This window comes from Streptomyces sp. NPDC015130 (assembly GCF_043080005.1).
Lineage (GTDB): Bacteria > Actinomycetota > Actinomycetes > Streptomycetales > Streptomycetaceae > Streptomyces.
In genome coordinates this window covers 292,863-318,677 of record NZ_JBIBVC010000001.1, presented here as the reverse complement: position 1 = coordinate 318,677, position 25,815 = coordinate 292,863, and the positions used below count along the sequence as shown (strand labels likewise).

Below are 25,815 nucleotides of genomic sequence, written 5' to 3'. Positions count from 1 at the left end.
CCGATCAGCCGGTCGGTATCCGGCCGGTCAGGGGGCGCGGCCGGTCAGCCCGTGGCGGTGGAGCCGCCCGGCGGCGGGGTGTCGCCGCCGCCGTCGTCGCCGCCGCCGGTGGGCTCGCCGGTCGGGTCGACCGGGGGCTCCTCCGGGGTGGTCGCCGGGTCCGTCGGCGTCTCGGTCGTCGGGTCCGTCGTCGGCGGCTCGGTCGTCGGCGGTTCCGTCGTCGGGGGCTCCGTCGACGGCTCCGTGGTGTGCGTGGGCTGCCAGGTCTGCGGAGGCGTGTACGGAGGCGTGTACGGCCTCTGCGTGGTGCCGCCGGTCGACGTGTCCGGGTCCCGCGTCTGCTCCTCGGTGGAGGGCTCCTCGGAGGGCGTGGGCTCCTCGGACGCCGTCGACGGCTGCTGGGAGACCTTCGTCGGCGGCGTCACCACGTCGCCGCCCTTGCCGTCGCCGGCCTTGTCGATGGCGTACACGACACCCGCGACGACCGCGACCAGCGCGAGCGCCACGAAGAGGATCAGCTTGCCGCGGCCCCGGCCTCCGCCGTTCGCGCCGTACGCCACGTCCTGGCCGTAGCCGCCGGTGCCGCCCGTGCCGCCGTCGTAGCCGCCGTACGCGCCGACGCCCCCGTCGTCCGGGTTCATCTGCGGCAGGATCCGGCCCTGCGCGGTCTCCCCGTGCATGGGGTGGCCCATCGCGGCCGTCGCGGCCATGCCGCCGACCGGCGTGTGCCCGGCCTCGTGCATGTCGACGGGGCCCGTGTTCCACGTGCCGGTGTGACCGCCCTGCTGCTGGAGCATCTGCAGGCTGTACTGGATCAGCCCGCGCATCTCCTCGGCGCTCTGGAACCGGTCGTCCGGCTCCTTCGCGAGGGAGCGCATCACCAGGCCGTCGAGCTCCGGCGGCACCCCGTGCGACACCTCGGACGGCGGGACCGGCGCGTCCTGCACGTGCTGGTAGACGACGGAGAGCGGCGTCTCACCCGTGAAGGGGGGCCGCAGCGCGAGCAGTTCGTAGAGCAGACAGCCCGTCGCGTACAGGTCCGAGCGGTGGTCGACGGCCTTGCCGAGGGCCTGCTCGGGGGAGAGGTACTGGGGGGTGCCCATGACCATGCCGGTCTGCGTCATCGTCGACTGCGCGCCGTGCAGCGCACGGGCGATGCCGAAGTCCATGACCTTCACCGCACCGCTGTGCGTGATGATGACGTTCGCCGGCTTGATGTCGCGGTGCACGATGCCGTGCTGGTGCGAATAGGCCAGCGCCTCCAGGACGCCGGAGACGATGATGAGCGCCTGCTCGGGCCCCGGTGCGTCGGCGCTGATCAGCAGGTCGCGGATGGTGCGGCCCTCGACCAGCTCCATCACGATGTACGGCACGGGCCGACCGCCGACGAGGTCCTCGCCGGAGTCGTACACGGCGACGATCGCATGGTGGTTGAGCCCCGCGACCGACTGCGCCTCGCGGGTGAAGCGCGCCTTGGAGACCGGGTCCTCGGCGAGATCCGCGCGGAGGAGCTTCACCGCGACGGTGCGCCCGAGGCGCACGTCCTCGGCGGCGAACACCTCGGCCATGCCGCCGCGGCCCAGACGGTGCGTCAGCCGGTAGCGGCCGTCGCCGACGACACCGCCGACTCCCCACGACTCCGCTGCCGCGTCCGGCACACCGCCACCTGATCCGGATTCGGGTGCCATCAGTCCTCGCCGTCGTCTGTCGTGCCGTGTCCAGTCGTCACGCTACAGGCTCCGTACGACATCACGGTCCGCGATTGACCGGCCATCCAACCCCGTCCACGTACACCTGTGCAAATTCGACGGGTTTCCCCGGACACTTCGGGAACGCTTCGGCGACGCGTTCTGTGCGGAGGGTCACGGAACGGGCACGCGGCTTGACGTGTCGGTGCCCTGGGGCAGACTTGGCCAGGAAATTCCGGAATTCGACGCCGCCGCGCGCGCGTAGGGGGAAGCAACAGATGAGCCAGGACGGCGCACAGGGCCGCTATGCGGGCGGTTCGGTCGCGGGCGGCCGGTACCAGCTGCGCGACCTCCTCGGCGAGGGCGGCATGGCGTCGGTGTACCTGGCCTACGACAGCGCCCTCGACCGACAGGTCGCGATCAAGACACTGCACACGGAGCTCGGTCGCGAGCAGTCGTTCCGCGAGCGGTTCCGGCGCGAGGCGCAGGCCGTCGCGAAGCTCTCGCACACCAACATCGTCTCGGTCTTCGACACCGGCGAGGACACCCTCGACGGCGCCGTCATGCCGTACATCGTCATGGAGTACGTGGAGGGGCAGCCGCTCGGCTCGGTCCTCGCCGCGGACATCCAGCAGTACGGTGCGATGCCCGCCGACAAGGCGCTCAAGGTCACGGCCGACGTGCTGGCCGCCCTGGAGGTCAGCCACGAGATGGGCCTGGTCCACCGGGACATCAAGCCGGGCAACGTGATGACGACCAAGCGCGGCCTGGTCAAGGTCATGGACTTCGGCATCGCCCGCGCCATGCAGTCCGGGGTCACCTCGATGACGCAGACCGGCATGGTCGTCGGCACCCCCCAGTACCTCTCCCCCGAGCAGGCCCTCGGCCGCGCGGTGGACGCCCGCTCCGACCTCTACTCGGTCGGCATCATGCTCTTCCAGCTGCTGACGGGCCGTCTCCCCTTCGACGCCGACTCGCCGCTGGCCATCGCCTACGCGCACGTCCAGGAGGAGCCGGTCGCCCCGTCCTCCATCAACCGCTCCGTCACACCGGCGATGGACGCGCTCGTCGCCCGCGCCCTGAAGAAGAACCCGAACGAGCGCTTCCCGAGCGCGGCCGCCATGCAGGACGAGTGCCTCCGGGTGCTCTCGGCGGGCCAGACCGGCGCCCCGGTGATCGTCCAGGGCGGTCCCGTGAGCAGCGGCGCGGGCGTCGGCTCGGCGGTCTTCCCGCCGATCGGCCAGACCCCGCCGCCGGCCCCGCAGACCGGCCCGCACGGCGTGCAGCAGCCGTACCTGCCGCCGACGCCGCAGCCCGGCCCCTACGGCCCCGTGACGCCCGCGCCCGGCCCGGCCTACGGCTACCCGCAGCAGGCGCCGACGCCCGCGCCGGTCTACCAGACCCCCGCCCCGGCGCCGTACGCCCCGGGCCCGATGCACACGCCGGCCCCCATGGCCATGCACACGCCCGCGCCCGTGGCGCCGGGCGGCGGCTCCAAGCGGAACACCCCGGTGCTCGTGGGCGCCGTCGTCGCCGCGCTGCTCGCGATCGGCGGCCTGGTCGTCGTGCTCAACCAGAACGACGACACGGACCCGGAGGCGGGCGGCACCGGCGGCACCACCACGGAGCAGTCCCAGACGACGACCCCCGGCCACAAGGGTCCCGACCTGACCAAGACCATCGACATGAAGAAGTGCACGCAGCCTTCGGAGTCGAGCGACGACCCCGCGAAGTTCGAGGTCCCGAACTTCACGTACAAGAACATCCAGTCGGTGAAGGACTGCGTGCAGGCGGCCGGCTGGAAGATCAAGACGCAGCGTCCGATCGACGAGGCGACCTACGGCGAGGGCACCGTCCTGGAGCAGTACCCGCCGGCGGGCGAGGACATCACGGACGAGGACGCCGAGTTCACCCTCAGCGTCTCGACCGGCAACCCGCCGCAGTAGTGCCGACGGCGGACAGGGGCTTCCCTCCAAGGAGTGCGGAGGCGGGCGGAGGCCCCCGTCCGAGCAGCACCGAAACGCGCGGCAGCACCCGTCCGAGGAGTACGGAGGCGGGCGGAACCACCCGTCCGAGCAGCACCGAAACGGGTGGGGGCTGTCGTCCCCTTACACCCGTCACCCCCTCCCGGATGCCGGAATTGTCCCGACATGTGACGCTGAGTCGACACCTCGGCGGCTCGGTACGGGAGGGGGGTCACCCGGTGACTCCAGCACTCCGCAGCACCCGGGCGCGGGCCCTCGGACCCGCGCTCACCTGCACGTTCGCCTGCGCGTTCGCCCTGGGTGCCGCGCCCCTCGCGCTCGCCGCGGAGGCCCCCGTCGGCACGCGGGCGGCCGCGCCGTCCACACCCCCGGGGACGACCCCGCCGGCCACCCCGACCGGGACCTCCGCGCCGTCCACCACAGGACCGGCCCCCTCCACCACGACACCGTCAGGGCCGTCGACGACACCGTCCTCCCCCACCTCCGGCACCGGGTCCGTGTCCGGCACCGGGACCGCGTCCGCGTCCGCGTCCGCCACGACGCCCGGGCGCACCGGCGCCCCCGGCACCACCGGGACCCCCGCCCCGCCGGCCCCCGCGCCGACCGGCACCGCCTCGTCCGCTCCCGCCGCCCCGAGCGCCACGCCCACCGACGCGCCCGCCCCGAGCGGCTCCGCCTCCCTGGCCGGCCGGCCCGCCGGAGAAGGCCGCCCGCGGCCCGGCCGCACCGAGACCGCCACCGCCGAGCCGAACGCCACCACCCCGTCCCCGGACCCGTCACGTACCAACACGGCAACAGACTCCGACCCGTACGAGGACGCGGAAGACGTCCCCGAGGAGAACGCGGCGGTACGCGAGGAGGACGAGGTCGTCACCGAGATGGCGCCCGCGACACGGCCCGCCGCCGTTCCCCACATGGCGTCGGAGGCCGCGCCCGCCCTCGTCGACCAGCGGATTCCCGTCCTCACCCTGGGCGTGGGGCTGGCCCTGATGGGGCTCGGGATCGGTTTCCTGGGGCTGCGGATGCGCCGCCGCTGAGCCGCGGCACCCGTCTCCGTCCCCCTTGAGACGGACCTTCCCCTTCCGTCTCAGGTCGGTTGTGGGCCTCGGCATACCCGGTATACATACTGAGTATGTCGATCCGCCACGGGCTCCTCGCCCTCCTCGAACGCGGTCCTCGGTACGGCTCCCAGCTCCGTACGGAGTTCGAGTCCCGCACCGGCTCCACCTGGCCGCTGAACGTCGGCCAGGTCTACACGACCCTGAGCCGCCTCGAACGCGACGGCATGGTCGCGCAGGGGGGCCGGGACGAGGCGGGGCACGAGCTCTACGCGATCACCGAGGCGGGCCTCACCGAGCTCAGGACCTGGTTCGAGAAGCCGGTGGACCGCACCAGCCCCGCCCGTGACGAGCTGGCCATCAAGCTCGCCATGGCGGTGGGCGCGCCCTGCGTCGACATCCGCGACGTCATCCAGTCCCAGCGCCGGCACACCGTGAAGGCGATGCAGGACTACACCCGGCTCAAGGCCCAGGCGCTCGTCGCCGTCGAGAGCGGAGGCGCGCGGGAACGGGACGACGTGGCCTGGCTGCTCGTCCTGGAGCAGCTGATCTTCCAGACCGAGGCCGAGGCGCGCTGGCTCGACCACTGCGAGTCCCGGCTGATCCGCCTCTCCGCGCTCGCCCCGCCGACGGACTCCCCGACGCCCGTACCCGCACCGGCACCGGCACCGGCACCGGCACCGGCGGAGCCGACCGACCTGACCTCCGGTACGCCCGGGCCGCGCTGACCGCACGCTCGCGCGCCCCGCCCGTACCACTTCCGCACCACCTACTTCCACCGCTCGATCCGTACCGGCCGACCGCCGTGTACGCCCAAGGGGGACCCCTCCATGTCCACACAGCAGCCCGTGCTGCAGCTCCAGAACCTGACCCGCGTCCACGGCTCGGGCGCCACCGAGGTGCACGCACTGCGGGGGATCGACCTCGCCGTGTACCCCGGCGAACTCGTCGCCGTCATGGGCCCGTCCGGCTCCGGCAAGTCCACGCTCCTCACCATCGCGGGCGGCCTGGACACCCCGACCTCGGGACAGGTGATCGTCGAGAACACCGACATCACCACCGCGAGCGTCAAGGAGCTCGCCGCCCTGCGCCGCCGCAGCATCGGGTACGTCTTCCAGGACTACAACCTGATCCCGGCGCTCACCGCCGCCGAGAACGTCGCCCTGCCCCGCGAGCTCGACGGCACCTCCGCCCGCAAGGCCCGCGTCGAGGCCCTGGCCGCCCTGGAGGAGATGGGGCTCGGCCACCTCGCCGACCGCTTCCCGGACGAGATGTCCGGCGGCCAGCAGCAGCGTGTGGCCATCGCGCGCGCCCTCGTCGGCGAGCGCCGTCTCGTCCTCGCCGACGAGCCGACCGGCGCCCTCGACTCCGAGACCGGCGAGTCCGTGCTCGCCCTGCTCCGGTCCCGCTGCGACGCGGGCGCCGCCGGCGTCCTGGTGACCCACGAGCCGCGGTTCGCCGCCTGGGCCGACCGCGTCGTGTTCCTGCGGGACGGCGCGATCGTCGACCAGACCGTGCGCAGCGAGGCGGACTCCCTCCTCTCGGGCCAGGTGGCTGAGGCGTGAAGACCTGGTTCCACTCCTGGCGGGCCGCGATCCGCATCGCCCGCCGCGACGCCTGGCGCTCCAAGGGCCGCAGCGCCCTCGTCCTCGCGATGATCGCCCTGCCCATCCTGGGCGTCAGCGCCCTCGATCTGACCTACCGCAGCTCCGAACTGTCCGCCGCGGAGAAGGCGGAGAGGTCGATGGGCACGGCCGACGCGATATTCCGGGACGCCGAGGTCGAGGGCGTACCGATCCTCCAGGATCCGCCGGGCGAGATGCACACCCCGGCCAAGGACTACAAGGACCAGGCGTGGCCGAACGGGCCCACCGACGTCACCAAGGCGATCCCGGCGGGCTCCACGGTCCTCACCGACCGCTCCGGGCCCGCCAAACTGACCACGGCCCACGGTCTGCTCTCCACCGAGGTGCGTGAGCTGAAGGCCTCCGACCCGATCAGCCGCGGGATCATGACGCTCCTTTCGGGGCGTTTCCCGGAGAAGTCGGACGAGGTCATGGCGACCTCGCACTTCCTGGAGTCCAGCGGTCTGTCGGTCGGCTCGACCCTTTCCGCCCGCAACTTCGAACGTACGTATCGAATCGTCGGCTCCTACGAACTTCCCGACGCGCTCGGCGTCGACCAGGTCAACGCACTGCCGGGCGCCTTCCTCGCCGACTATGCGAAGGCCGTCGAGAAGTCCGGTCTGTCCGCTCCCGGCACCACCACCGCGTATCTGGTGAAGAAGTCCGGTGGTTTCACGTGGAACACGGTCCAGCAGATCAACGCCAAGGGCGTGGTCGTCACCTCGCGTGCCGTCATGCTGGACCCGCCCGCCAAGTCCGAGGTGCCGCTGTACGCCAAGGAGAACTGGGGCTCGTACGACTCCAGTCCGGCGGCCGACGCCGCCGCGCTCGCTGCGGTCGGAACCGTCGTCGGTCTGGCGATGCTGGAGATCTGCCTCCTCGCCGGACCCGCGTTCGCGGTCGGCGCCCGCCGCTCGCGCCGCCAGCTCGGTCTGGTCGGGGCCAACGGCGGTGCCCGCAGCCACATCCGGGCCATCGTGCTGAGCGGCGGTCTCGTCATCGGTGTCGCCGCGGCGGTCGTCGGCACCGTCCTCGCCGTGGTCCTCACGCTGGCGCTGCAGCCGGTCCTCGAGGACACCATGAACCAGCGGTTCGGCGCCTTCGACGTCCGGCCGCTCGAACTGCTCGGCATCGCGCTGCTCGCGGTCCTGACCGGTCTCCTCTCCGCCATCGTCCCGGCGATCACCGCGTCCCGGCAGACCGTCCTCGCCTCGCTCACGGGCCGGCGCGGAGTCCGTCGCAGCAGTCGCGTCCTACCCCTGATCGGCCTCGCGGCCATCCTCGTCGGCGCCGCCATCGCGCTCTTCGGGTCGCTCGCGTCCGAGTCGTTCATCATCGTCGCGGGCGGTTCCGCCATCGCCGAGCTCGGTGTCGTCGCCATGACCCCGGCCCTGGTGGGGCTCTTCGGCCGGACCGGCCGCTGGCTGCCGCTCTCGCCGCGGCTCGCGCTGCGGGACGCCGTCCGGAACCGGGGACGTACGGCACCTGCCGTCGCCGCCGTCCTCGCCGCCGTCGCGGGCACGGTCGCCGTCTCCACCTTCATGGCCAGCAGCGAGGCTCAGCAGAGGGCCGCGTACGAGGCCCGGCTGCCGAACGGTGCGGTCTCCGCCTTCGTCCTGGAGGAAGGCGGCCGGGACGTCCCCGCCGTCCGCGAGGCCGTCGAGCGCATCCTGCCCGTCGACGTCCGCGCCGATGTCGAGCGTGTCTCGGTCGGCAAGCCTGGCTGTCCCCCCTGGGGCGGCGGCAAGGGCTGCGGTCGCTACGAGGTCGTGCTCCCTCCGGCGAACGAATGTCCGCTGTACGCCACGGTTCCGGCCGGCAGCGGCGACCCCAGCGAGCGGTTCACGCCCGACCAGCGCCGGAAGATGATCACCGAGGACTGGCGGTGCGACCAGAGCTCCGGGGGCGGCTGGATCTCCGTCGACAGCGGTCTCCTCGTCGGTGACGAGAAGGTCCTCAAGGTCCTCGGCGTCACCGACCCGGGAGCCGCGAAGGCCCTCGCCGAAGGCAAGATCGTCACCTTCTCCCGGGCCGAGATCGACAAGAGCGGCGCCGTCGGCATCAAGCAGGTCACCGACATCGCCGCCGCCGACAAGGCCTCCGAGAAGGGCCTGCCCACGCCGGGGAAGGTCAGCTCCGTGCCCGCCTACCTGGTGCCCAAGGATCAGAAGTCCTACGGCGTCAAGCTGTTGATGACCCCGGCCACCGCGAAGGCCGCCGGCCTCGCCACCGTGCCGGCGGGCGCGTACTTCAGCACCGAGCGGATGCCGGACACCGAGCAGCGCCAGAAGCTCGACGGTGAACTCGCCAAGCTCGGCAGCAGTGTCGACCTGCACGTGGAGGAGGGCTTCGTCAACGAGGACAGCCTCTTCCTGATCTCGCTGGCCGTCTTCGCGGGTCTCGTCACCATCGGCGCCGCCGGTATCGCCACCGGCCTCGCGCAGGCCGACGCCGAGGCCGACCTGAAGACGCTCGCAGCCGTCGGCGCCCCGCCCCGGGTCCGCCGTACGCTCAGCGGCTTCCAGTGCGGAGTCGTCGCCGCGATGGGCGTGATCCTCGGATCCGCGGCCGGCGTCCTGCCCGCGGTGGGCCTCCGGCTCACCGAGGAGCGCGAGGCGCTCGCCTTCTACGAGCAGGCGATCCAGCAGGGCTGGGACAACGGCGGGTCGGGCCCGCCGTACGTGCCGATCGTCATCCCCTGGGAGACGCTCGGCGGACTCCTCGTCGCCGTACCGCTCGGCGCCGCGCTCCTCGCCGCCCTGGTGACCCGTTCGCGCGGCGCAGTGGCCCGGCGCGCGGCGACCTGACAGATCCCCGCGGGTTCGTTGCCTTCCTGTGCCCCTGTACGAGGGTGGATCACCCTCGTACAGGGGCACACCGTGTGGTGAGGCATGTGTGCGAGAGAATGGCGGCATGGAGATGCCGAGGAATGACAGGTCGCAGGAGAGCCCCCAGGTCCTCATCGTGGGACAGGACGGGACGGCGCTCGGCGGCGCTCAGGGTGACGACGAATCCCGCGAGGTCCCGGTGACGGAAATGGTCGAGCAGCCTGCGAAGGTCATGCGGATCGGCAGCATGATCAAGCAGCTCCTGGAGGAAGTACGGGCGGCTCCTCTCGACGAGGCGAGCCGCGTCAGGCTGAAGGACATCCACGCAAGCTCCGTGAAGGAGCTGGAAGACGGGCTCGCGCCCGAGCTGGTCGAGGAACTGGAGCGGCTCTCCCTGCCGTTCACGGACGAGGCGATCCCCTCCGAGGCGGAACTGCGCATCGCGCAGGCCCAGTTGGTGGGGTGGCTGGAAGGCCTCTTCCACGGCATCCAGACGGCGCTGTTCGCCCAGCAGATGGCGGCCCGCGCCCAGTTGGAGCAGATGCGCCGGGCGCTGCCGCCGGGCTCCTCGCACGACGATGACGACGACGACCGCGGCCACGGCCACGCGGTCCGCTCGGGGCCGTACCTGTAAGGACGGCGAAGGGCCCGGCGCACCTGGTGTGCCGGGCCCTTTTCTCTTGCGCCGATACGCCGGTCAGCCGCGGGGTGCGAGCAGCAGGACCTTGCCGACGTGGTCGCCGGACTCCAGCACCCGGTGCGCCTCCGCGGCCTCCGGCATCGGCACCGTGCGGTCGACGACCGGCCGGACCGTGCCCGCGCCGATCAGCGGCCAGACGTGCTCGCGGACGGCGGCGACGATCGCCGCCTTCTCCTGCGGCGGGCGGGAACGCAGCGTGGTCGCCATGACCGCCGCACGCTTGGCGAGCAGCGCCCCCAGGTTGATCTCGCCCTTCACCCCGCCCTGGAGCCCGATGATCACCAGCCGGCCGCTGACGGCCAGGGCCTTCACGTTCCGCTCCAGGTACTTGGCGCCGACGATGTCCAGGATGACGTCCGCACCGGCCCCGTCCGTCGCCTTGTGCAGCTCCTCGACGAAGTCCTGTTCGCGGTAGTCGATGAGGACGTCCGCGCCCAGTTCCGCGCAGCGGGCCAGCTTCGCGGGGCTCCCGGCCGTCACCACGACCCGTGCGCCGACCGCCTTTCCGAGCTGGATCGCCATGGTGCCGATCCCGCTCGCCCCGCCGTGCACGAGCACCGTCTCACCGGGGCGCAGGTGGGCGATCATGAAGATGTTGGACCAGACCGTGCAGGCGACCTCGGGGAGCGCGGCGGCCGTGGCCAGGTCGACGCCCTCCGGCACGGGCAGGAGCTGGCCGACGGGGACGACGACCTTCTCGGCGTAACCGCCGCCGACGAGCAGCGCGCAGACCTCGTCGCCTACGGCCCAGCCGGACACCCCGGGCCCGAGCGCGGTGATCCGCCCCGAACACTCCAGGCCGGGGTACGGGGAGCTGCCCGGCGGCGGGTCGTAGAAGCCCTGCCGCTGGAGCAGGTCGGCGCGGTTGACGGCGCTCGCCACCACCTCGACGAGGACCTCGCCCTCGCCGGGCACGGGATCGGGCACCTCGGCCCAGACGAGGGCCTCGGGACCGCCGGGTTCCGGAATCGTGATCGCATGCATGGCCGCGAGGCTACTCCGGGGTGCCACGCCCGACGCGGTCCAATCGGCGTGGCGTGGCCCCTGCCCGGGACGGCCTTGCCCGGCCGTTCCGAGTTCAGTCCTGCGGCGGAGTGGTGAGCGGGGTCACCGGCGCGGCGCGCACGATGGTGATCACCCGGTCGGTGGGCTGGAGTGGGCTGGCGGCCTTGTCGTCGTAGCTGAGCAGCCGGTGGCCGCGGAGCACGCTCACCACCAGGTCCTCGGTCTCCCGCACGCTCTTGCCCGCCTCGGCCTTGGTCACCGGGCGCTCGACGAGGTCGAGGCCGGAGCCCTGCTGGATCAGGTCCTCCATGACCGTGCCGGCGCTGGGGCTCAGCACCGAGAGGCCGAGCAGCCGGCCGGCGGCGGAGGCGCTGGTGATGACCGCGTCCGCGCCGGACTGGCGCAGCAGGGGCGCGTTCTCCTCCTCGCGGACCGCGGCGACGATCTTCGCGCCCCGGTTGAGCTGGCGGGCGGTCAGGGTGACCAGGACGGCCGTGTCGTCGCGCTGGGTGGCGATGACGATCTGGCGGGCGCGCTGCACCTCGGCCCGCAGCAGCACGTCGCTGCGGGTTGCGTCGCCGACGACACCGACGAAGCCGTCCGCGTTCGCCGTCTCGATCACCTTGTTGGACGGGTCGACGATGACGATCTGGTCCTTGCGGAGACCGGTCGCGCAGAGGGTCTGGATCGCGGACCGGCCCTTGGTGCCGAAGCCGACGATGACGGTGTGGTCGCGCAAGGTGGACCTCCAGCGATTCAGTCGGAACTCCTCCCGCGTCCTCTCCGTGAGGACCTCGAGAGTGGTACCGACCAGGATGATCAGGAACAGCACGCGCAGGGGCGTGACCAGCAGGATGTTGGCGAGCCGCGCCGTGTCGCTGTACGGGACGATGTCGCCGTATCCGGTGGTGGAGAGCGTCACGGTCGCGTAGTAGACGCAGTCGAGGAGGTCGAGCGTCTCGTTGGCGTTGTCGTGGTAGCCCGCGCGGTCGACGTAGACGATGACCACCGTCAGGATCAGCACGCCGAGCGCCATGAGCAGCCGCTTGCCGACCTGGCGCAGCGGCTTTTCGACGACCCGGCGGGGCAGCCGGATCTGGGGACCCGAGATCCGCTCCTCCGCCTGGCGGGCCATCACGTCACGGCTGGGAAGTTTCACGTGAAACACACTCCTTGGGCCGGGGCGTCCCCCGTCGCCGTCGGCCAGGGAAGGCCGAGGATCTCCAGTGCCTGGCCCGGTCGGGCACCGCCGGGCGGTACGACGGCCAGGCCGTCGGCGGCGGCGATGCCACGGAGCATGGCCGGTCCGTTGTAGTGCAGCGGAACGGCCCGGTCGGCGCGGCGGACGACCGGGACGAGCCGGGTGTCGTGGGGATGCCCCTGCACCTCGTCCCGCACGGGGACTCCGGGGCCGCGGTGCGGCCCCCCGGCGCTCCCCGCGAGGGCGGCGAGCAGCGGCTCGGCCAGGGTGAGGAGCCCGGAGACCGCCGCGAGGGGGTTGCCGGGGAGCCCGACGAGATGGCGGGGGTCCTCGCCGGCGAGCCGGGCGAGCAGCATGGGGTGGCCGGGCCGGACCTTCACCCCGTCGACGAGGAGGGTGGCGCCCGCCGCGTCGAGCACACGGTGCAGGTGGTCGACGGGTCCGGCGGCGGTCCCGCCGGTGGTGATCAGCAGATCGGCGGTGGACCCGGTGACGGCCGTGTACAGCTCCTCGGCGTCGTCGCCGATGCGGCGGGTGGCGAGGACCTCGGCGCCGAGTGTCTCCAGCCAGGGTCCGAGCATCGGGCCGAGGGCGTCACGGATGAGCCCCTCGTGGGGGAGTCCGGCCGTGAGCAGCTCGTCACCGAGGACGAGGATCTCGACCCGGGGGCGGGGGAGGACGGGCAGCGTGTCGTAGCCGGCGGCCGCGGCGAGCCCGAGGACGGCGGGGGTCACGGCGGAGCCGGCGGGGAGCAGCTCGTCCCCGGCGCGGCACTCCTGCCCGCGGGGTCGGATGTCCTGCCGGGTCCGCACCTCGCGCAGGGCGTGCAGGACGGGAGCGGGTGGCCCGCTGTCCGGCTCGGCGGGGGAGTCCTCGGTGCGGGAGTCCTCGGCCGGGGAGTCCTCGGTGCGGGAGTCCTCGGCCGGGGGGTCCTCGGTGCGGGAGTCCTCGGCCGGGGGGTCCTCGGTGCGGGAGTGCTCGCTGCGGACCACGGCGCTCGTCCCGGCCGGGACGCGGGCTCCGGTGGCGATGCGTACAGCCTCGCCGTCGGCCAGTGCGGTGGCGGGGGCGTGGCCCGCGAGGACGGCGTCCTCTTCGCGGACCGTCCAGGGGCCCGGCCCCGCGACGGCCCAGCCGTCCATGGCGGAGGTGTCGAAGGAGGGCAGGTCGGTGAGGGCCAGGAGCGGCCCCGCGAGGACCCGGCCGAGCGCCGCGCCGAGCGGCACGTCCAGCGGCCCCCGCGTGCCCCGGCCGGCCCGAGCGGCGCGGGCCGCGGCGCCCGCGTCGGCCGCGGTCGTGCGGGCCGCGGGCCAGGCGGTGGCGCGGTGCGGCTCCTCGGCGGGCTGGGGGAGGGGTGCGGTGTCGGGGGTCACGAGGGCGGACTCCTGGAGGGTCATCAAGCCTCGGCCTCACCCTGTTCGGCGGCCCAGCGCTTGGCGAGCTCCGCCGCCTTGCGGGCCGCTTCGGCGACCGCCTCCGGGCCGCCCCCGGCTCCCGCGCTCGCCGCCGCGTAGCCGACCAGGAAGGTGGTCAGGGGCGCGGCGGGGCGGGCCACCCCGTGGGCGGCGTCACGGGCGAGGTCGAGCAGCACGCCGGTGTCGACGTCCAGCTCGATGCCCAGTTCGTCCTTGACTGCGGTGATCCATTCGTCCAGCACGGTCCCATGCTCCCTGACGCGGGCGCGGGCCGCGACGAGGTCCTCCCAGGTGTCGCAGTCGAAGGAGTCGTGGGGTCCGGCGGCGGCCCTGGTGAGGCGGAGGCCCTGCGTGAGGCGCCGCAGCGGCAGGCCGGCCAGACCGCCGGCCTCGTGCGTGAGGCGGGTCAGCTCGCGGGCCAGCGGGCCGGTGCGGTACGCGGCGACGAGCGGCTGGTCCCGGCCCTCGGCGTCGGTGAGGACGGCGGCCTCCGCGTCGGGTGCCGAGGCGAGCGTCTCCAGGAGGCGCCGGACGGTGTCGCGGTCAAGGAAGGGCAGGTCGGCGGCGAGGACGAGGACGACCTCGGCCTCCGTCTCGCGGATCCCTGCGGCGACGGCGGGCACGGGTCCCCCGCCGGGTGGATCCTCCCTGGTCCAGCGGGCGGGGCGGACGGTCGGGCGGGGGTCTCCGACGACCACCGTCCGGCCGGCGTCGGGGCAGGCCGCGAGCACCCTGTCGAGGAGCGTCCGGCCTCCTACCCGTACCCCGGGCTTGTCGGAACCGCCGAGGCGCCGGGCGGCTCCCCCGGCGAGCACGACGGCGTCGTATGCGGTGGTCACCCCAGCAGTATGGGCCGCCGGGCACCGCACACGTCCGGCCCGTCCCAAGAAGAGAGACGGGCCGGGCGTGGACTGCCCCTGTCAGAGGGTGCGGAGCAGGACCGCGGGCTGCTCGACGCAGTCCGCGACATACCTCAGGAAGCCGCCCGCCGTGCCGCCGTCGCAGACGCGGTGGTCGAAGGTGAGCGAGAGCTGCACCACCTGACGGACGGCCAGTTCGCCCTGGTGGACCCAGGGCTTGGGGATGATCCGGCCTACGCCGAGCATCGCGGCCTCGGGGTGGTTGACGATCGGCGTGGAGCCGTCGACCCCGAACACCCCGTAGTTGTTCAGGGTGAACGTGCCGCCCGTCAGATCGGCCGGCGTGAGCGCGCCCTGCCGGGCGGACTCGGTGAGCCGGGCGAACTCCGCCGTGAGCGACTCGGCCGTGCGCGTCCCCGCGTCCTTGACCACCGGGACGACCAGACCGCGCGGGGTCTGGGCGGCGAAACCGAGGTGCACGGCCGGCAGCCGGACGATCTCCCGGGCGGCGGTGTCCACCGTGGAGTTGAGCTCGGGGAACCGGGCCAGACCGTGGGCGCAGATCCGGGCGAGGAGCGCGAGCAGCGAGATCTTCGGCCCGCCCGCCTCGTTCATCGCCCGCCGGGCCGCCATCAGCTCGGTCGCGTCGGCGTCGACCCAGCAGGTCGCGTCCGGGATCTCCGTACGGCTGCGGGAGAGCTTGTCCGCCACGGCGCCGCGGAGCCCGCGCAGCGGGATCCGCTCCCCCGCCAGGGCCGGAGCGGCCGCCGCCGGGGCGGCGACGGGCGGAGCCACCACGGCCGGGGCGGCGACGGACCGCTCCAGGGCCGCGAGGGCCAGCTCCACGTCCGCACGCAGGATCAGTCCCTCGGGACCGGACCCACGCACCTCGCGCAGGTCGAGCCCCCGGTCGCGGGCCAGCTTCCGCACGAGCGGCGAGATGACCGGCACCGGCCCGTCGTGCCCGGCGAAGGGCGCCCGAGCACCGGCGGCGACGGACCCAGGAGCCCGGGCCGGGGCCGGGGCGGGAGCCGGAGCCGCGGCCCTGGCCGGGGCCTGTGCCGGGGAGTCGGCCTTCACCGGCGCCTGGGCCACGGCCGGGTTCTCGCGCAGCACCCGGCGCCGTCGCGCGACGGGCCCCGCCGTGCCGTAGCCGACCAGCACGTTGCCCGAGTACTCCGAGGAGACGGCGTCCGCCGCGGTCGTCCTGGGAGCCGCTTCCGGAGCGGCCTCCGTGACCTCCTCCGGCGCCCCCGTGCCGCCGACGGCGACCGTCAGGAGCGGTGCGCCGACGGGCAGTTCGGTGCCCTCCTCGCCGTACCGGGCGGTGACGACGCCACCGTACGGACACGGCACCTCGACCATGGCCTTGGCCGTCTCGACCTCGACGACCGGCTGGTCGATGGCGACGACGTCTCCGACGGCGACGAGCCAGCGGACGATCTCGGCCTCGGTGAGCCCCTCACCGAGGTCGGGCAGCTTGAATTCGAGCACCTGGGCCATCAGCTCTGCGCCTCCCACTGCAGCCGCGCCACCGCGTCCAGGACCCGGTCCACGCCGGGCAGGTGGTGGCGCTCCAGCATCGGCGGCGGGTACGGGATGTCGAAGCCCGCCACGCGCAGCACCGGCGCCTCCAGGTGGTGGAAGCAGCGCTCGGTCACGCGCGCGACGATCTCCGCGCCGGGACCGGCGAACCCGGCCGACTCGTGCACCACGACCGCCCGGCCCGTGCGACGGACGGAGGCGCAGACGGTCTCCTCGTCGAACGGCACGAGCGAGCGCAGGTCGACGACCTCCAGGTCCCAGCCCTCGGCCTGCGCCGCCTCCGCGGCCTCCAGACAGACCGGGAGCGACGGGCCGTAGGTGATCAGGGTGGCGCCGGTGCCCGGCCGCCGCACGACCGCCTTGCCGATCGGCTCGACGGGCGCGGGCGCCTCGGGCGACCAGTCGGACTTGGACCAGTAGAGCCGCTTGGGCTCCAGGAAGACCACCGGGTCGTCGGAGGCGATGGCCGCGCGCAGCAGCCCGTAGGCGTCCTCGACCGTCGCCGGGGTCACGACGTGCAGGCCCGGGGTGGCCATGTAGTAGGCCTCGGAGGAGTCGCTGTGGTGCTCGACCCCACCGATCCCGCCGCCGTACGGCACACGGATGACGATCGGCATCGGCATCGCGCCGCGCGTCCGGTTCCGCATCTTCGCGACGTGGGAGATCAGCTGCTCGAACGCCGGGTAGGCGAAGGCGTCGAACTGCATCTCGACGACCGGCCGCAGGCCGTACATGGCCATGCCGACGGCGGCGCCGAGAATGCCCGCCTCGGCGAGCGGCGTGTCGGTGCAGCGGTCCTCGCCGAACTCCTTGGCGAGCCCGTCGGTGACCCTGAAGACACCGCCGAGCGTGCCGACGTCCTCACCCATCACATGGACGGTCGGGTCCTCGGCCATCGCGTCGCGCATGGCGCGCTGGAGGGCCTGCGCCATCGTCGCGGGCTTGGCCTTCCCGGCACCGGCGGCCTTGGCGGCGGGGCCGGTCGTCGCGGTCGTCATCACGCCTCACCCTCGGCGTCGAGCTCGGCGCGCAGCTGCGCCGCCTGCTCGCGCAGCTGTGCGGTCTGCTCCGCGTACACATGGGAGAACAGGTCCATCGGGTCGAGGACCGGATCGGCGTTCATCCGCTCGCGCAGCTCGGCCGCCATGGTCTCGGCGGCCTCGGCCGCCGCCCGCCTGCCGTCCTCGTCGAGCAGACCGCGCTCCGTCAGCTCCCTTTCGAGGAGCAGGATCGGGTCGTGCTCCCGCCAGGCCTCGACCTCGCCGGGCGCGCGGTAGCGGGTGGCGTCGTCGGCGTTGGTGTGGGCGTCGATCCGGTAGGTGATGGCCTCGACCAGGGTGGGGCCGCCGCCGCGTCGGGCGCGGGCCACGGCCTCGGTGAGCACCTGGTGGACGGCGACCGCGTCGTTCCCGTCGACGAGCCGGCCCGGCATGCCGTATCCGACGGCCTTGTGGGCGAGGGAGGGGGCGGCGGTCTGCTTGGCCAGCGGGACGGAGATCGCGAAGCCGTTGTTCTGCACGAAGAAGACCACGGGGGCCTTCCACACGGCCGCGAAGTTCAGCGCCTCGTGGAAGTCGCCCTCACTGGTGCCGCCGTCGCCGACCATGGCCAGGGCGACCACGTCGTCGCCCTTGAGGCGGGCGGCGTGGGCGAGACCCACCGCGTGCGGGAGCTGGGTGGCCAGCGGGGTGCACAGCGGCGCGATGCGGTACTCGTGCGGGTCGTAGCCGGTGTGCCAGTCGCCGCGCAGCAGCGTCAGGGCCTGCACGGGGTCGAGGCCGCGGGCGACCGCCGCCAGGGTGTCCCGATACGAGGGGAAGAGCCAGTCCCGCTCTTCCAGGGCCAGGGCGGCGGCGATCTCGCACGCCTCCTGGCCGGTGGTGGACGGGTAGACGGCGAGCCGGCCCTGCTTGGTGAGGGCGGTGGCCTGCGTGTTGTACCGGCGGCCGCGGATCAGCTCCGCGTACAGCCGGAGCAGCAGCGCGGGGTCGGCGTCGGCCACGGCGTCCGTGCCGAGCACGCGCAGCGGCTCGGCGTCCGGCAGCAGCGGGGCGGGGTCGGTACGCGGCTGCCACGCCGGCGGCGGGGTCGGCCGGTAGGCGGGAACGGCACCGGGCGGCTCTTGGACTGTCGAACTGCGCTGTTGCAACGAGTCCACCTCCTCGTGGGAGCGGGCATAAGACCCGAAGGCGGGTGGCGCGAGTGTGGCGCGCCTCACCTACCGATTGTTCGGTCGTGGAGGCATTTTGGCTACAGGCACCTCCAGCCTGTGGACAAACGGTTCTCCACAGCCTGGGATAGGAGCAGGTCGTCCACCGGAGAGAGGCGGGGGGACATGGCGGATGAACAAATGGCCGTCGATCGGAGCGGGGCTCCGGCCGACGCCGCGGTCCAGGCACCGGGCGAGGCCCTCGGCAGGCCGCTCGGCGGCGCCGAGGGCGAGGTGCCCGACGAGGCCCTGAGCGCCCCGATCGGCACGCCGACGGGCGCCCCGCCGCCGCGGCCGCTGGACGCGATCGACCGCGACATCCTGAGACTGCTCCAGACGGACGGCCGCGCCTCGGTACGGTCCGTGGCCGAGCGTGTGCACGTCTCCCGGGCCAACGCCTACGCGCGGATCAACCGGCTCATCGACGACGGGGTGATCCGCGGCTTCAGCGCCCGGGTCAACCACGAGCGGGCCGGGCACGGCGCCTCCGCCTACATCACGCTCAAGATCGTCCAGAACTCCTGGCGTACGGTCCGCGAGCAGCTCAGGGCCCTGCCCGGCGCCACGCACATCGCGCTGGTCAGCGGCGATTTCGACGTCCTGCTGCTCGTGCACACCCCGGACAACCGGACGCTGCGCGAGCTGGTGCTCACACGGCTCCAGTCGATCCCCGAGGTGCTCTCCACCCGCACGCTGCTGGTCTTCGAGGAGACGGACCTCAACACCGACCACCGTCTCTGACCCGGCCGCGGATGCCGGAAAAGCCGGACGGCCCCCGAAGGGGCCGTCCGTGACGTCCGACGCCTCAGCGGGCGCCGGGGACGCTCAGCGAGCCGTCCGCAGCCCGTCGAAGGCCAGGTGGACGACGGTCTCGGCGAGCTGCTCCCGCTCCGCCACCGCGTCCGGGTGCGGCCGGTACCACTCCACCAGCGAGTTGATCATTCCGAAGAGGAGCCTGGTGGCCAGGCGTATGTCCACGTCCGCCCGCAGGTCGCCCTCCGCCGCCGCGGCCTTCAGCAGCTCGGCCACCCGGTGGTCGAACTCGCGCCGCCGCTCCATCGCCCACCGCTCGGTCGCGGTGTTGCCCCGCACCCGCAGCAGCAGCGTCACGTACGGCAGCTCCGCGATCAGCACCTCCACGGTGCGGCGGGTGACGTACTCGACCCGCTCGACGGCCCTGCCGCGCAGCGCCCCGGGCTCGTCGAGCACCGCGAAGAGCCCGTCGAGCGCCCGGCTGACCGCCCGCCGCAGCAGCTCCTCCTTGCCGGCAACGTGGTGGTAGATCGAGGACTTGGAGATCCCCGCCGCCTTCGACAGGTGCTCCATGGAGGTGCCGTCGTAGCCGCGCTCGTTGAAGACCCGCACGGCGACCGAGAGCAGCGTCTCCGGGGTGTACGTGTCGCGCTTCACCGTGGTCATCGAGAGTCCTCCTCGTCGGCGTCGGCGCACCGGCGGGCGGTGGCCCGGCTCGGCCCGTACCGGCCCGTCGGGTAGCGCTCGTGCAGCGCCCGGAGCAGGTCGCACACGCGCTGGGGCCCCAGCTTCTCCGCCCACTCCAAGGGGCCGGCCGGGTAGTTGACCCCGAGGCGCATCGCCGTGTCCACGTCCTCGGCGGTGGCGACGCCCCGGTCGACCGCGTCGGCGGCCAGATCGGCCAGCATCGCGACCGTACGGGCGACGATCATGCCGGGCACGTCACCGATCACCGAGACCTGCTTGCCGAGCGCCTGGAAGAGGCCCACGGCCTCGGCGAGGGTCTCGGGCGCCGTCCGCCGGCCGGTGGAGAGCACGATCCGGCTCGCGCGCTCGTAATCGAGGGCGAGGTCGAAGTAGACGATCTCCTCGGGGACGAACTCGAACGAGCTCTCGCCATCCGCGAGCATCAGCCAGCCGCCGCCCGGCAGCACGATGTGGTCGTACCCCCGCTTGCGGCGCCGGACCGTGATCCCGGCCGCCTCGAAGAGGCCGACCAGCGGCTCGGCGGGGCCCAGATCGCCCTGGACGACGATCCGCTTCGGCGCCGCCGCCGGCGGCGCCGTGTGCGGCTCGGGCCGCTCGGCCCCCTCCGCGTACGAGAACCAGCCGTGCCCCGACTTCCGGCCGAGCCGGCCCGACTCCACGAGCCGCCGCTGCGCGAGCGAGGGCGTGAACTTCGGGTCCTGGTAGAAGGACTCCCAGACCGAGCGGGTGACGGCCTCGTTCACGTCCTGGCCGATGAGGTCCGTGAGCTCGAAGGGGCCCATCCGGAAGCCGCCGCACTCGCGCAGGGCGGCGTCGATGGTCGCGGGGTCGGCCGCACCCTCCTCGTAGACCCGCAGCGCCTCCGCGTAGAAGGGGCGCGCGACCCGGTTCACGATGAAGCCGGGCGTGTCCGCGCAGCGCACCGGCGTCTTGCCCCAGCCCTTCATCGTCTCGTACGCGCGCGTGGCGACGTCCGCGTCGGTGGCGAAGCCGCTGACGACCTCGACGAGCGGGAGCAGCGGCGCCGGGTTGAAGAAGTGGAGCCCGACGAACCGGCCGGGCAGGCGCAGACCTCCCGCGATCGCGGTGACGGAGAGGGAGGACGTGTTCGTGGCGAGGACCGTGTCGTCGCCGACGACCTTCTCCAGGTCGGCGAAGAGCTGCTGCTTGACGGGCAGGTGCTCGACGATCGCCTCGACGACGAGCGCCGCGTCCGCGAGCTCCGCGAGCTCCTCCGAGGCGTGCAGCCGGCCCACGGCCGCCTCGCGGGCGGCGGCGTCCAGGCGGCCCTTCTCCACGAGCCGGTCGAGGCGGGCGGTGAGAGCGGAGACGGCCTCGGCGGCCCGGCCGGGGGCGTTGTCGTAGAGCCGTACGGTATGGCCGGCGACCAGCGCGACCTGGGCGATGCCCTGGCCCATGGTGCCGGTGCCGACGACGGCGACGGTGCGGTCCTGCGCGAGGGCGGTCGGCTCACTGGCGGTCACGTCGTCGCTCCCCCTGACGGTCACGTTGGCGCTCATAGGAGTGATCCTCCCCGATGGGTTTTCCACAGGATCGACGGACCCCCTTGTCCCGACCGATCGTTCGGTTACTCTAACTCCGTACGCGTCTCCCTGCCCAGCTCGACGAGGAGTTGGTCCATCCATGGCCACCGCTCTGCCGACCACCGACCGTCTGGACCGTCTCGCCGAGAAGCACCGGTCCACGCTCGACCAGGCACTCGCCACGATCCGCACCCGCGCCTACTGGTCCCCGTACCCCGAGCACCCGAAGGCCTACGGGGAGGGCGGCTCGCTCGACGCGGCGGCCGGCCTCGCCGCCCACAAGGCCGTGCTGAACACCCGCTTCGAGCTCGACCAGCCCGGCACGGACGGCTGGACCGGCGGCGAGGTCTCGCCGTTCGGCCCGGAGCTCGGCATCGAGTACCCGCACGCCGACATCGACGTCCTGCTGCCGGCGATGCGCGCGGGCACGCCCGCGTGGCGCGACGCCGGGGCGGAGACCCGCGCCCTCGTCTGCCTGGAGATCCTGTCCCGGATCTCGGCCCGCACCCACGAGTTCGCCCACGCCGTCATGCACACCAGCGGACAGGCGTTCATGATGGCGTTCCAGGCCGGCGGCCCGCACGCCCAGGACCGCGGCCTGGAGGCCGTGGCGTACGCGTACGAGGAGCAGACCCGTACCCCCGCGGGCCGGGCCGGCTGGTCCAAGCCCCAGGGCAAGCGCGACCCGCTGGAGCTGTCCAAGGAGTTCACCCCGGTCGGCCGCGGCATCGCCCTGGTGATCGGCTGCAACACCTTCCCCACGTGGAACGGCTACCCGGGCCTGTTCGCCTCGCTCGCCACCGGAAACCCGGTCCTGGTCAAGCCGCACCCGCGCGCCGTCCTGCCGCTCGCGCTCACGGTGAGCGTCGCCCGCGAGGTCCTCGCGGAGAACGGCTTCGACCCCAACCTGGTCGCGCTCGCCGTCGAGCGTCCCGGCGAGGGCATCGCCAAGACGCTGGCGGTGCGCCCCGAGGTCCGGATCATCGACTACACGGGCTCGACCGAGTTCGGCGACTGGCTGGAGGAGAACGCCCGCCAGGCCCAGGTCTACACCGAGAAGGCCGGCGTCAACACGGTCGTGGTCGACTCCACGGACAACTACAAGGGCATGCTGGCCAACCTGGCCTTCTCGCTGTCGCTGTACAGCGGCCAGATGTGCACGACCCCGCAGAACCTGCTGATCCCCCGCGACGGCATCACCACCGACCAGGGCCCCAAGTCGTACGACGAGGTCGTCGCCGACCTGGCGGCGTCGGTGGGCGGCCTGCTCGGCGACGACGCCCGGGCGAACGGCCTGCTCGGCGCACTGGTCAACCCTGACGTGAAGGCGCGCCTTGAGGCCGCCGCCGGCCTCGGCGAGGTGGCGCTCGCCTCCCGTGAGGTCGTCAACCCCGACTTCCCGGACGCCGTGGTCCGCACGCCGGTGATCGTGAAGCTGGACGGCACCAAGCCCGACGCGCAGGCCGCGTACTTCTCCGAGTGCTTCGGCCCGGTCTCCTTCGCCGTCTCGGTGGACTCCACCGCCGACGCCCTGGAGCTGCTGCGGCGCACGGTCCGCGAGAAGGGCGCCATGACGGTCGGCGCGTACACGACCGCGGCGGAGACCGAGCGCGCGGTCGAGGAGGTCTGCCTGGAGGAGTCCGCGCAGCTCTCCCTGAACCTCACGGGCGGGGTGTACGTCAACCAGACGGCGGCGTTCTCCGACTTCCACGGCTCCGGCGGAAACCCCGCGGCGAACGCGGCGCTGTGCGACGGCGCCTTCGTCTCGAACCGCTTCCGGGTGGTGGAGGTCCGCCGCCAGGCCTGACCTCGACCGGTGCGGGGCCCTTCGGGGCCCCGCACCGCTGTCAGGGCGTCTCGATCTCCGCGTACCGCTGCACCCACGCGTGCATGGCGATCGCGGCGGCGGCGCCGGCGTTGATCGACCGGGTCGAGCCGAACTGGGCGATCGAGCAGACCATCTCCACGCGCGCGCGGGCCTCGTCCGTGAGCCCCGGGCCTTCCTGGCCGAAGAGCAGCACACAGCGGCGCGGCAGCACGGTCCGCTCCAGCGGGACCGCTCCCGGCAGGTTGTCGATCCCGATGATCGGCAGGCCCTCGGCCGCCGCCCACGCGGTCAGCGACTCGGTGTCCGGGTGGTGGCGGACGTGCTGGTAGCGGTCGGTGACCATGGCGCCCCGCCGGTTCCAGCGCCGTCGGCCCACGATGTGGATCTCCTTCGCGAGGAAGGCGTTGGCGGTCCGCACGACCGAGCCGATGTTGAAGTCGTGGCCCCAGTTCTCCACCGCCACGTGGAAGTCGTGGCGCCGGGTGTCGAGGTCGGCGACGACCGCCTCTCGCGTCCAGTACCGGTAGCGGTCCACGACGTTGCGCCGGTCGCCGTCGGCGAGCAGCTCGGGGTCGTACCGCGCGTCCTCCGGCCACGGCTCCGGGTGCGGCCCGACGCCGATCTCGGGGCCGAACCCCTCGTCGTACTGGACCGGCTCGGCGGCCTCGGCTGCCGCGGCCGGGTCGGCCGCCTCGGCTCGGGGCTTCTCTTCGGTGGTGCTCACCCGACGAGGGTACGGGGACCGTGCTCCTCACCCGTACGGCGCTGCTCGGGCAGCGGCCCGGCGGACCTCCGCCCCAGCAGCCGGTCCCGGCCCCGCGCCGACCGGGCGCCGAGGGCCACCAGGAAGGCCGTCGACAGGAACACCGCGTCGGCGGAGATCATCGCGAGCGAGAAGACCGGCAGCCCGAGGAGCACGGCGATCCCGGCGTGCTCCAGCATCATCGCGACCAGCAGGACGTTCTTGACCTTGCGGTGGAAGAGCGTGAACGGGAAGGCGATCTGCACGATCACCGTGCCGTAGGTCAGCAGCAGCACCATGATCCCGCTGGAGCCCAGCAGCTCGGAGAGCAGCGGCCAGGGCGAGAAGTAGTCCAGGTGGAGCGGGTAGTACAGCGCCGTGCCGTCCTGCCAGCGCGAGCCCTGGATCTTGTACCAGCCGGCCGTGGCGTAGATCAGACAGACCTCGACCATGATCACGAAGAGTGCGGCGTTGTGCGCGAGGTTGGCGAGGACGTCGAGCAGGGTGCGCGGCTCCCCGGGGGCGAGCCGGCAGGCCAGCCACCACAGCCCGTGCCCGAGCCACAGCACCCACAGCAGCACCGGCAGCCACCACTCGCCGGTGACGTCGCTGAACCAGGTGGTGGCGAGCAGGAAACCGCCGAGCACGATCCACAGCAGCGGGCCGACGACGTCCCGACGCCCGTCCCCGTCCGCCCCGACCGCCCCGCTGCCCCCATCGGTCTTGCCGGCCTCAAGGGCAGCCCTGCGCGCGGCCTCGCGGGCGGCGTCCCGCGCGGCTTCCCGGGCGGCCCTCCTGGCGTCGAGGGACCACACCTGGCCGCAGCGGGTCAGGACGAGGTAGAGCGCGGCGAGGTGGAGGACGTTGTCGCCGCCGTCGCCGAGGAAGACGGAGCGGTTCTGCAGCGACAGGACCCCGACCATGAAGACCACCGACACGGCCCGTGTGTGCCAGCCGACGAGGAGCAGGGCGGCGGAGAGCACGGCGAGCCCGTAGACGAGCTCGAACCACACCCGGCCGTCCGACCACATCAGCACGCTGAAGGCCCGGTTGTCGGCGATCAGCCGGCTCGCCAGCTCCCAGGACCACGGGCCGTCGGGCCCGTACATCTCGTGCCGGTGCGGCAGCTCGCGCAGCAGGAAGACGAGCCAGGTCAGCGCGAAGCCGATCCGGACGATCGCGGTCTGGTGCGGGCCGAGCGCGCGGCCGGTGACGGCCTGGACGGCGCGGGCGATCCGCCGGTCGAAGGGTTCACGCGTACGCGCGCGCGTGGCGGTGGAAGCGCTCATCGCCCCGCCTCCCCGCGGCTCGGACCTGCGGCGTCGGCGCGGCTCCGGGCGGCGCCGTCCGGAAGGTCCGCGACGGTCACCTTCCACCAGGGGAGGTCGCGGTAGGAGGGGGTGACGTCGTTCTTCTCGGTGCTCCACCGGGGCGCGGGCACGGGCCGGGTGACCGCCCGCAGCTGGACGCGGCGGACGTCGGCCCCGTCGAGGGAGGGGAGGCCGTCGAGCCGGAGCATCGCGATCCGGCGCATGTACTCCTCCGAGAGGTGGCCGCGCGTCCCGTTGGGGCGGTCGTCGTCGGAGTGCGAGTTCAGGTAGAAGTCCACGGCCCGGCGGAGTTCGTTCTGCTGCGTGTGGCTGGGCAGCGGGTTGTGGCGGATCGCCTCGGCGTCCTGCGCGGTGAGGTCGATCCAGCCGGTGGTGCGGCGGCCGTCGCCGGCGACGACCTCGGCGCGGACCTCGACGGAGACGTTCTGCTGGAGCGGATTGGGGGCGAAGAGCTTCCAGTTCTGTTCGAACTCGGGATAGATCCAGTCGTCGACGGCCTGGCCGTGCCGCTTGGTGAGCGTGTTGGACGGCGCGACGTGCAGGAACACCATCGCCAGGTGGACACAGACGAAGACCCCGACCACGGCGAGCGCCACGGCCGCGGCGACCTGGTAAGGCAGGGAGAGCGCCATGATCCCGCCGCCGGCGGGCCCGGTCGGCACGCCCCGCACGTCCGTACCGACGCCCGTCCCGACGTCCGCGTCGATGTCCCTTTCGACGTCTGCGTCCATCCCGCCCCGATCCCGATCGGCCCACCTCGGTTATCCACAGGGTTGACACCATACGGGCC

General features: G+C 73.2%; 21 protein-coding genes. 8 read left to right on the top strand and 13 right to left on the bottom strand.

Annotated elements, in window-relative coordinates; all coding sequences use genetic code 11:
* Positions 1 to 44: 44 nt before the first annotated feature.
* Positions 45 to 1,688, bottom strand: coding sequence for a protein kinase (locus tag ACF08F_RS01500; protein WP_392296463.1), 1,644 nt, complete (start codon positions 1,686 to 1,688; stop codon positions 45 to 47).
* 278 nt (positions 1,689 to 1,966) lie between these two features.
* On the opposite strand from ACF08F_RS01500, the gene ACF08F_RS01495 reads away from it, so the two are divergent.
* From ACF08F_RS01495 to ACF08F_RS01470, 6 genes are all read left to right on the top strand, one after another.
* Positions 1,967 to 3,634: a protein kinase gene (locus ACF08F_RS01495; RefSeq protein ID WP_392296462.1), complete on the top strand. Its 1,668-nt coding sequence runs from the start codon at positions 1,967 to 1,969 to the stop codon at positions 3,632 to 3,634.
* A 257-nt stretch (positions 3,635 to 3,891) separates the two neighbouring features.
* The gene (locus ACF08F_RS01490) at positions 3,892 to 4,710 is read left to right on the top strand and encodes a hypothetical protein (protein WP_392296461.1); all 819 of its coding nucleotides are present in this window, start codon (positions 3,892 to 3,894) and stop codon (positions 4,708 to 4,710) included.
* Positions 4,711 to 4,805: 95 nt separating this feature from the next.
* Entirely contained in the window at positions 4,806 to 5,459 is a 654-nt protein-coding gene (locus ACF08F_RS01485; RefSeq protein ID WP_392296460.1) for a PadR family transcriptional regulator, read from the top strand.
* Positions 5,460 to 5,561: 102 nt separating this feature from the next.
* A complete protein-coding gene (locus tag ACF08F_RS01480; protein WP_392296459.1) occupies positions 5,562 to 6,296 on the top strand; it encodes an ABC transporter ATP-binding protein in 735 nt (244 codons plus the stop codon).
* On the top strand, positions 6,293 to 9,163 hold the full coding sequence (locus ACF08F_RS01475) for an FtsX-like permease family protein (protein ID WP_392296458.1): 2,871 nt from the start codon (positions 6,293 to 6,295) through the stop codon (positions 9,161 to 9,163). Before ACF08F_RS01480 ends, ACF08F_RS01475 begins: the two co-directional genes overlap by 4 nt.
* A 106-nt stretch (positions 9,164 to 9,269) precedes the next feature.
* The gene (locus ACF08F_RS01470) at positions 9,270 to 9,818 is read left to right on the top strand and encodes a bacterial proteasome activator family protein (protein ID WP_150268354.1); all 549 of its coding nucleotides are present in this window, start codon (positions 9,270 to 9,272) and stop codon (positions 9,816 to 9,818) included.
* A gap of 63 nt (positions 9,819 to 9,881) precedes the next feature.
* Here ACF08F_RS01470 and ACF08F_RS01465 read toward each other — a convergent pair whose 3' ends face one another.
* From ACF08F_RS01465 to pdhA, 7 genes are all read right to left on the bottom strand, one after another.
* Positions 9,882 to 10,868: an NAD(P)H-quinone oxidoreductase gene (locus tag ACF08F_RS01465; protein ID WP_392296457.1), complete on the bottom strand. Its 987-nt coding sequence runs from the start codon at positions 10,866 to 10,868 to the stop codon at positions 9,882 to 9,884.
* 94 nt (positions 10,869 to 10,962) lie between these two features.
* Positions 10,963 to 12,024 (bottom strand): potassium channel family protein, encoded by a 1,062-nt coding sequence (locus tag ACF08F_RS01460; RefSeq protein ID WP_392296797.1) that lies wholly within the window; start codon positions 12,022 to 12,024, stop codon positions 10,963 to 10,965.
* A 20-nt stretch (positions 12,025 to 12,044) separates the two neighbouring features.
* Positions 12,045 to 13,487, bottom strand: coding sequence for a molybdopterin molybdotransferase MoeA (locus ACF08F_RS01455; RefSeq protein WP_392296456.1), 1,443 nt, complete (start codon positions 13,485 to 13,487; stop codon positions 12,045 to 12,047).
* Positions 13,487 to 14,344: an NTP transferase domain-containing protein gene (locus ACF08F_RS01450; protein WP_392296455.1), complete on the bottom strand. Its 858-nt coding sequence runs from the start codon at positions 14,342 to 14,344 to the stop codon at positions 13,487 to 13,489. The genes ACF08F_RS01455 and ACF08F_RS01450 overlap by 1 nt, the downstream gene beginning before the upstream one ends.
* An 81-nt stretch (positions 14,345 to 14,425) precedes the next feature.
* Entirely contained in the window at positions 14,426 to 15,868 is a 1,443-nt protein-coding gene (locus ACF08F_RS01445) for a dihydrolipoamide acetyltransferase family protein (RefSeq protein ID WP_392296454.1), read from the bottom strand.
* The gene (locus ACF08F_RS01440; RefSeq protein WP_392296453.1) at positions 15,868 to 16,908 is read right to left on the bottom strand and encodes an alpha-ketoacid dehydrogenase subunit beta; all 1,041 of its coding nucleotides are present in this window, start codon (positions 16,906 to 16,908) and stop codon (positions 15,868 to 15,870) included. Before ACF08F_RS01440 ends, ACF08F_RS01445 begins: the two co-directional genes overlap by 1 nt.
* Positions 16,908 to 18,068, bottom strand: coding sequence for a pyruvate dehydrogenase (acetyl-transferring) E1 component subunit alpha (gene pdhA / locus ACF08F_RS01435; RefSeq protein WP_392296452.1), 1,161 nt, complete (start codon positions 18,066 to 18,068; stop codon positions 16,908 to 16,910). Before pdhA ends, ACF08F_RS01440 begins: the two co-directional genes overlap by 1 nt.
* A 192-nt stretch (positions 18,069 to 18,260) precedes the next feature.
* Here pdhA and ACF08F_RS01430 point away from each other — a divergent pair, with 192 nt between their 5' ends.
* Positions 18,261 to 18,860, top strand: a complete 600-nt coding sequence (locus ACF08F_RS01430; RefSeq protein WP_392296451.1) for an Lrp/AsnC family transcriptional regulator — start codon at positions 18,261 to 18,263, stop codon at positions 18,858 to 18,860.
* Positions 18,861 to 18,944: 84 nt separating this feature from the next.
* On the opposite strand, the gene ACF08F_RS01425 is transcribed toward ACF08F_RS01430, so the two are convergent.
* Complete coding sequence (locus tag ACF08F_RS01425; protein ID WP_392296450.1) at positions 18,945 to 19,538, bottom strand: TetR/AcrR family transcriptional regulator; 594 nt, start codon at positions 19,536 to 19,538, stop codon at positions 18,945 to 18,947.
* Entirely contained in the window at positions 19,535 to 21,100 is a 1,566-nt protein-coding gene (locus tag ACF08F_RS01420; RefSeq protein WP_392296449.1) for a 3-hydroxyacyl-CoA dehydrogenase, read from the bottom strand. The genes ACF08F_RS01425 and ACF08F_RS01420 overlap by 4 nt, the downstream gene beginning before the upstream one ends.
* A 124-nt stretch (positions 21,101 to 21,224) precedes the next feature.
* Here ACF08F_RS01420 and paaN point away from each other — a divergent pair, with 124 nt between their 5' ends.
* The gene (gene paaN / locus ACF08F_RS01415; RefSeq protein WP_392296448.1) at positions 21,225 to 22,931 is read left to right on the top strand and encodes a phenylacetic acid degradation protein PaaN; all 1,707 of its coding nucleotides are present in this window, start codon (positions 21,225 to 21,227) and stop codon (positions 22,929 to 22,931) included.
* Between the two features lie 40 nt (positions 22,932 to 22,971).
* On the opposite strand, the gene ACF08F_RS01410 is transcribed toward paaN, so the two are convergent.
* The 3 genes from ACF08F_RS01410 to ACF08F_RS01400 are packed head-to-tail and all read right to left on the bottom strand — an operon-like array spanning position 22,972 to position 25,756.
* Entirely contained in the window at positions 22,972 to 23,676 is a 705-nt protein-coding gene (locus tag ACF08F_RS01410) for a TrmH family RNA methyltransferase (RefSeq protein WP_392296447.1), read from the bottom strand.
* Positions 23,673 to 24,983: an HTTM domain-containing protein gene (locus ACF08F_RS01405; RefSeq protein ID WP_392296446.1), complete on the bottom strand. Its 1,311-nt coding sequence runs from the start codon at positions 24,981 to 24,983 to the stop codon at positions 23,673 to 23,675. Before ACF08F_RS01405 ends, ACF08F_RS01410 begins: the two co-directional genes overlap by 4 nt.
* Positions 24,980 to 25,756 (bottom strand): DUF5819 family protein, encoded by a 777-nt coding sequence (locus tag ACF08F_RS01400; RefSeq protein ID WP_392296445.1) that lies wholly within the window; start codon positions 25,754 to 25,756, stop codon positions 24,980 to 24,982. Before ACF08F_RS01400 ends, ACF08F_RS01405 begins: the two co-directional genes overlap by 4 nt.
* Between the last annotated feature and the right edge of the window lie 59 nt (positions 25,757 to 25,815).

Coding starts and splice junctions, on each gene's coding strand:
- ACF08F_RS01440 (WP_392296453.1), bottom strand. CDS start 16,908: ATGACGACCGCGACGACCGGCCCCGCCGCCAAGGCCGCCGGTGCCGGG.
- ACF08F_RS01455 (WP_392296456.1), bottom strand. CDS start 13,487: ATGACCCTCCAGGAGTCCGCCCTCGTGACCCCCGACACCGCACCCCTC.
- ACF08F_RS01500 (WP_392296463.1), bottom strand. CDS start 1,688: ATGGCACCCGAATCCGGATCAGGTGGCGGTGTGCCGGACGCGGCAGCG.
- ACF08F_RS01460 (WP_392296797.1), bottom strand. CDS start 12,024: ATGGCCCGCCAGGCGGAGGAGCGGATCTCGGGTCCCCAGATCCGGCTG.
- ACF08F_RS01465 (WP_392296457.1), bottom strand. CDS start 10,868: ATGCATGCGATCACGATTCCGGAACCCGGCGGTCCCGAGGCCCTCGTC.
- ACF08F_RS01480 (WP_392296459.1), top strand. CDS start 5,562: ATGTCCACACAGCAGCCCGTGCTGCAGCTCCAGAACCTGACCCGCGTC.
- ACF08F_RS01445 (WP_392296454.1), bottom strand. CDS start 15,868: ATGGCCCAGGTGCTCGAATTCAAGCTGCCCGACCTCGGTGAGGGGCTC.
- ACF08F_RS01430 (WP_392296451.1), top strand. CDS start 18,261: ATGGCCGTCGATCGGAGCGGGGCTCCGGCCGACGCCGCGGTCCAGGCA.
- ACF08F_RS01420 (WP_392296449.1), bottom strand. CDS start 21,100: ATGAGCGCCAACGTGACCGTCAGGGGGAGCGACGACGTGACCGCCAGT.
- ACF08F_RS01405 (WP_392296446.1), bottom strand. CDS start 24,983: ATGAGCGCTTCCACCGCCACGCGCGCGCGTACGCGTGAACCCTTCGAC.
- ACF08F_RS01495 (WP_392296462.1), top strand. CDS start 1,967: ATGAGCCAGGACGGCGCACAGGGCCGCTATGCGGGCGGTTCGGTCGCG.
- paaN (WP_392296448.1), top strand. CDS start 21,225: ATGGCCACCGCTCTGCCGACCACCGACCGTCTGGACCGTCTCGCCGAG.
- ACF08F_RS01400 (WP_392296445.1), bottom strand. CDS start 25,756: ATGGACGCAGACGTCGAAAGGGACATCGACGCGGACGTCGGGACGGGC.
- ACF08F_RS01485 (WP_392296460.1), top strand. CDS start 4,806: ATGTCGATCCGCCACGGGCTCCTCGCCCTCCTCGAACGCGGTCCTCGG.
- ACF08F_RS01470 (WP_150268354.1), top strand. CDS start 9,270: ATGGAGATGCCGAGGAATGACAGGTCGCAGGAGAGCCCCCAGGTCCTC.
- ACF08F_RS01425 (WP_392296450.1), bottom strand. CDS start 19,538: ATGACCACGGTGAAGCGCGACACGTACACCCCGGAGACGCTGCTCTCG.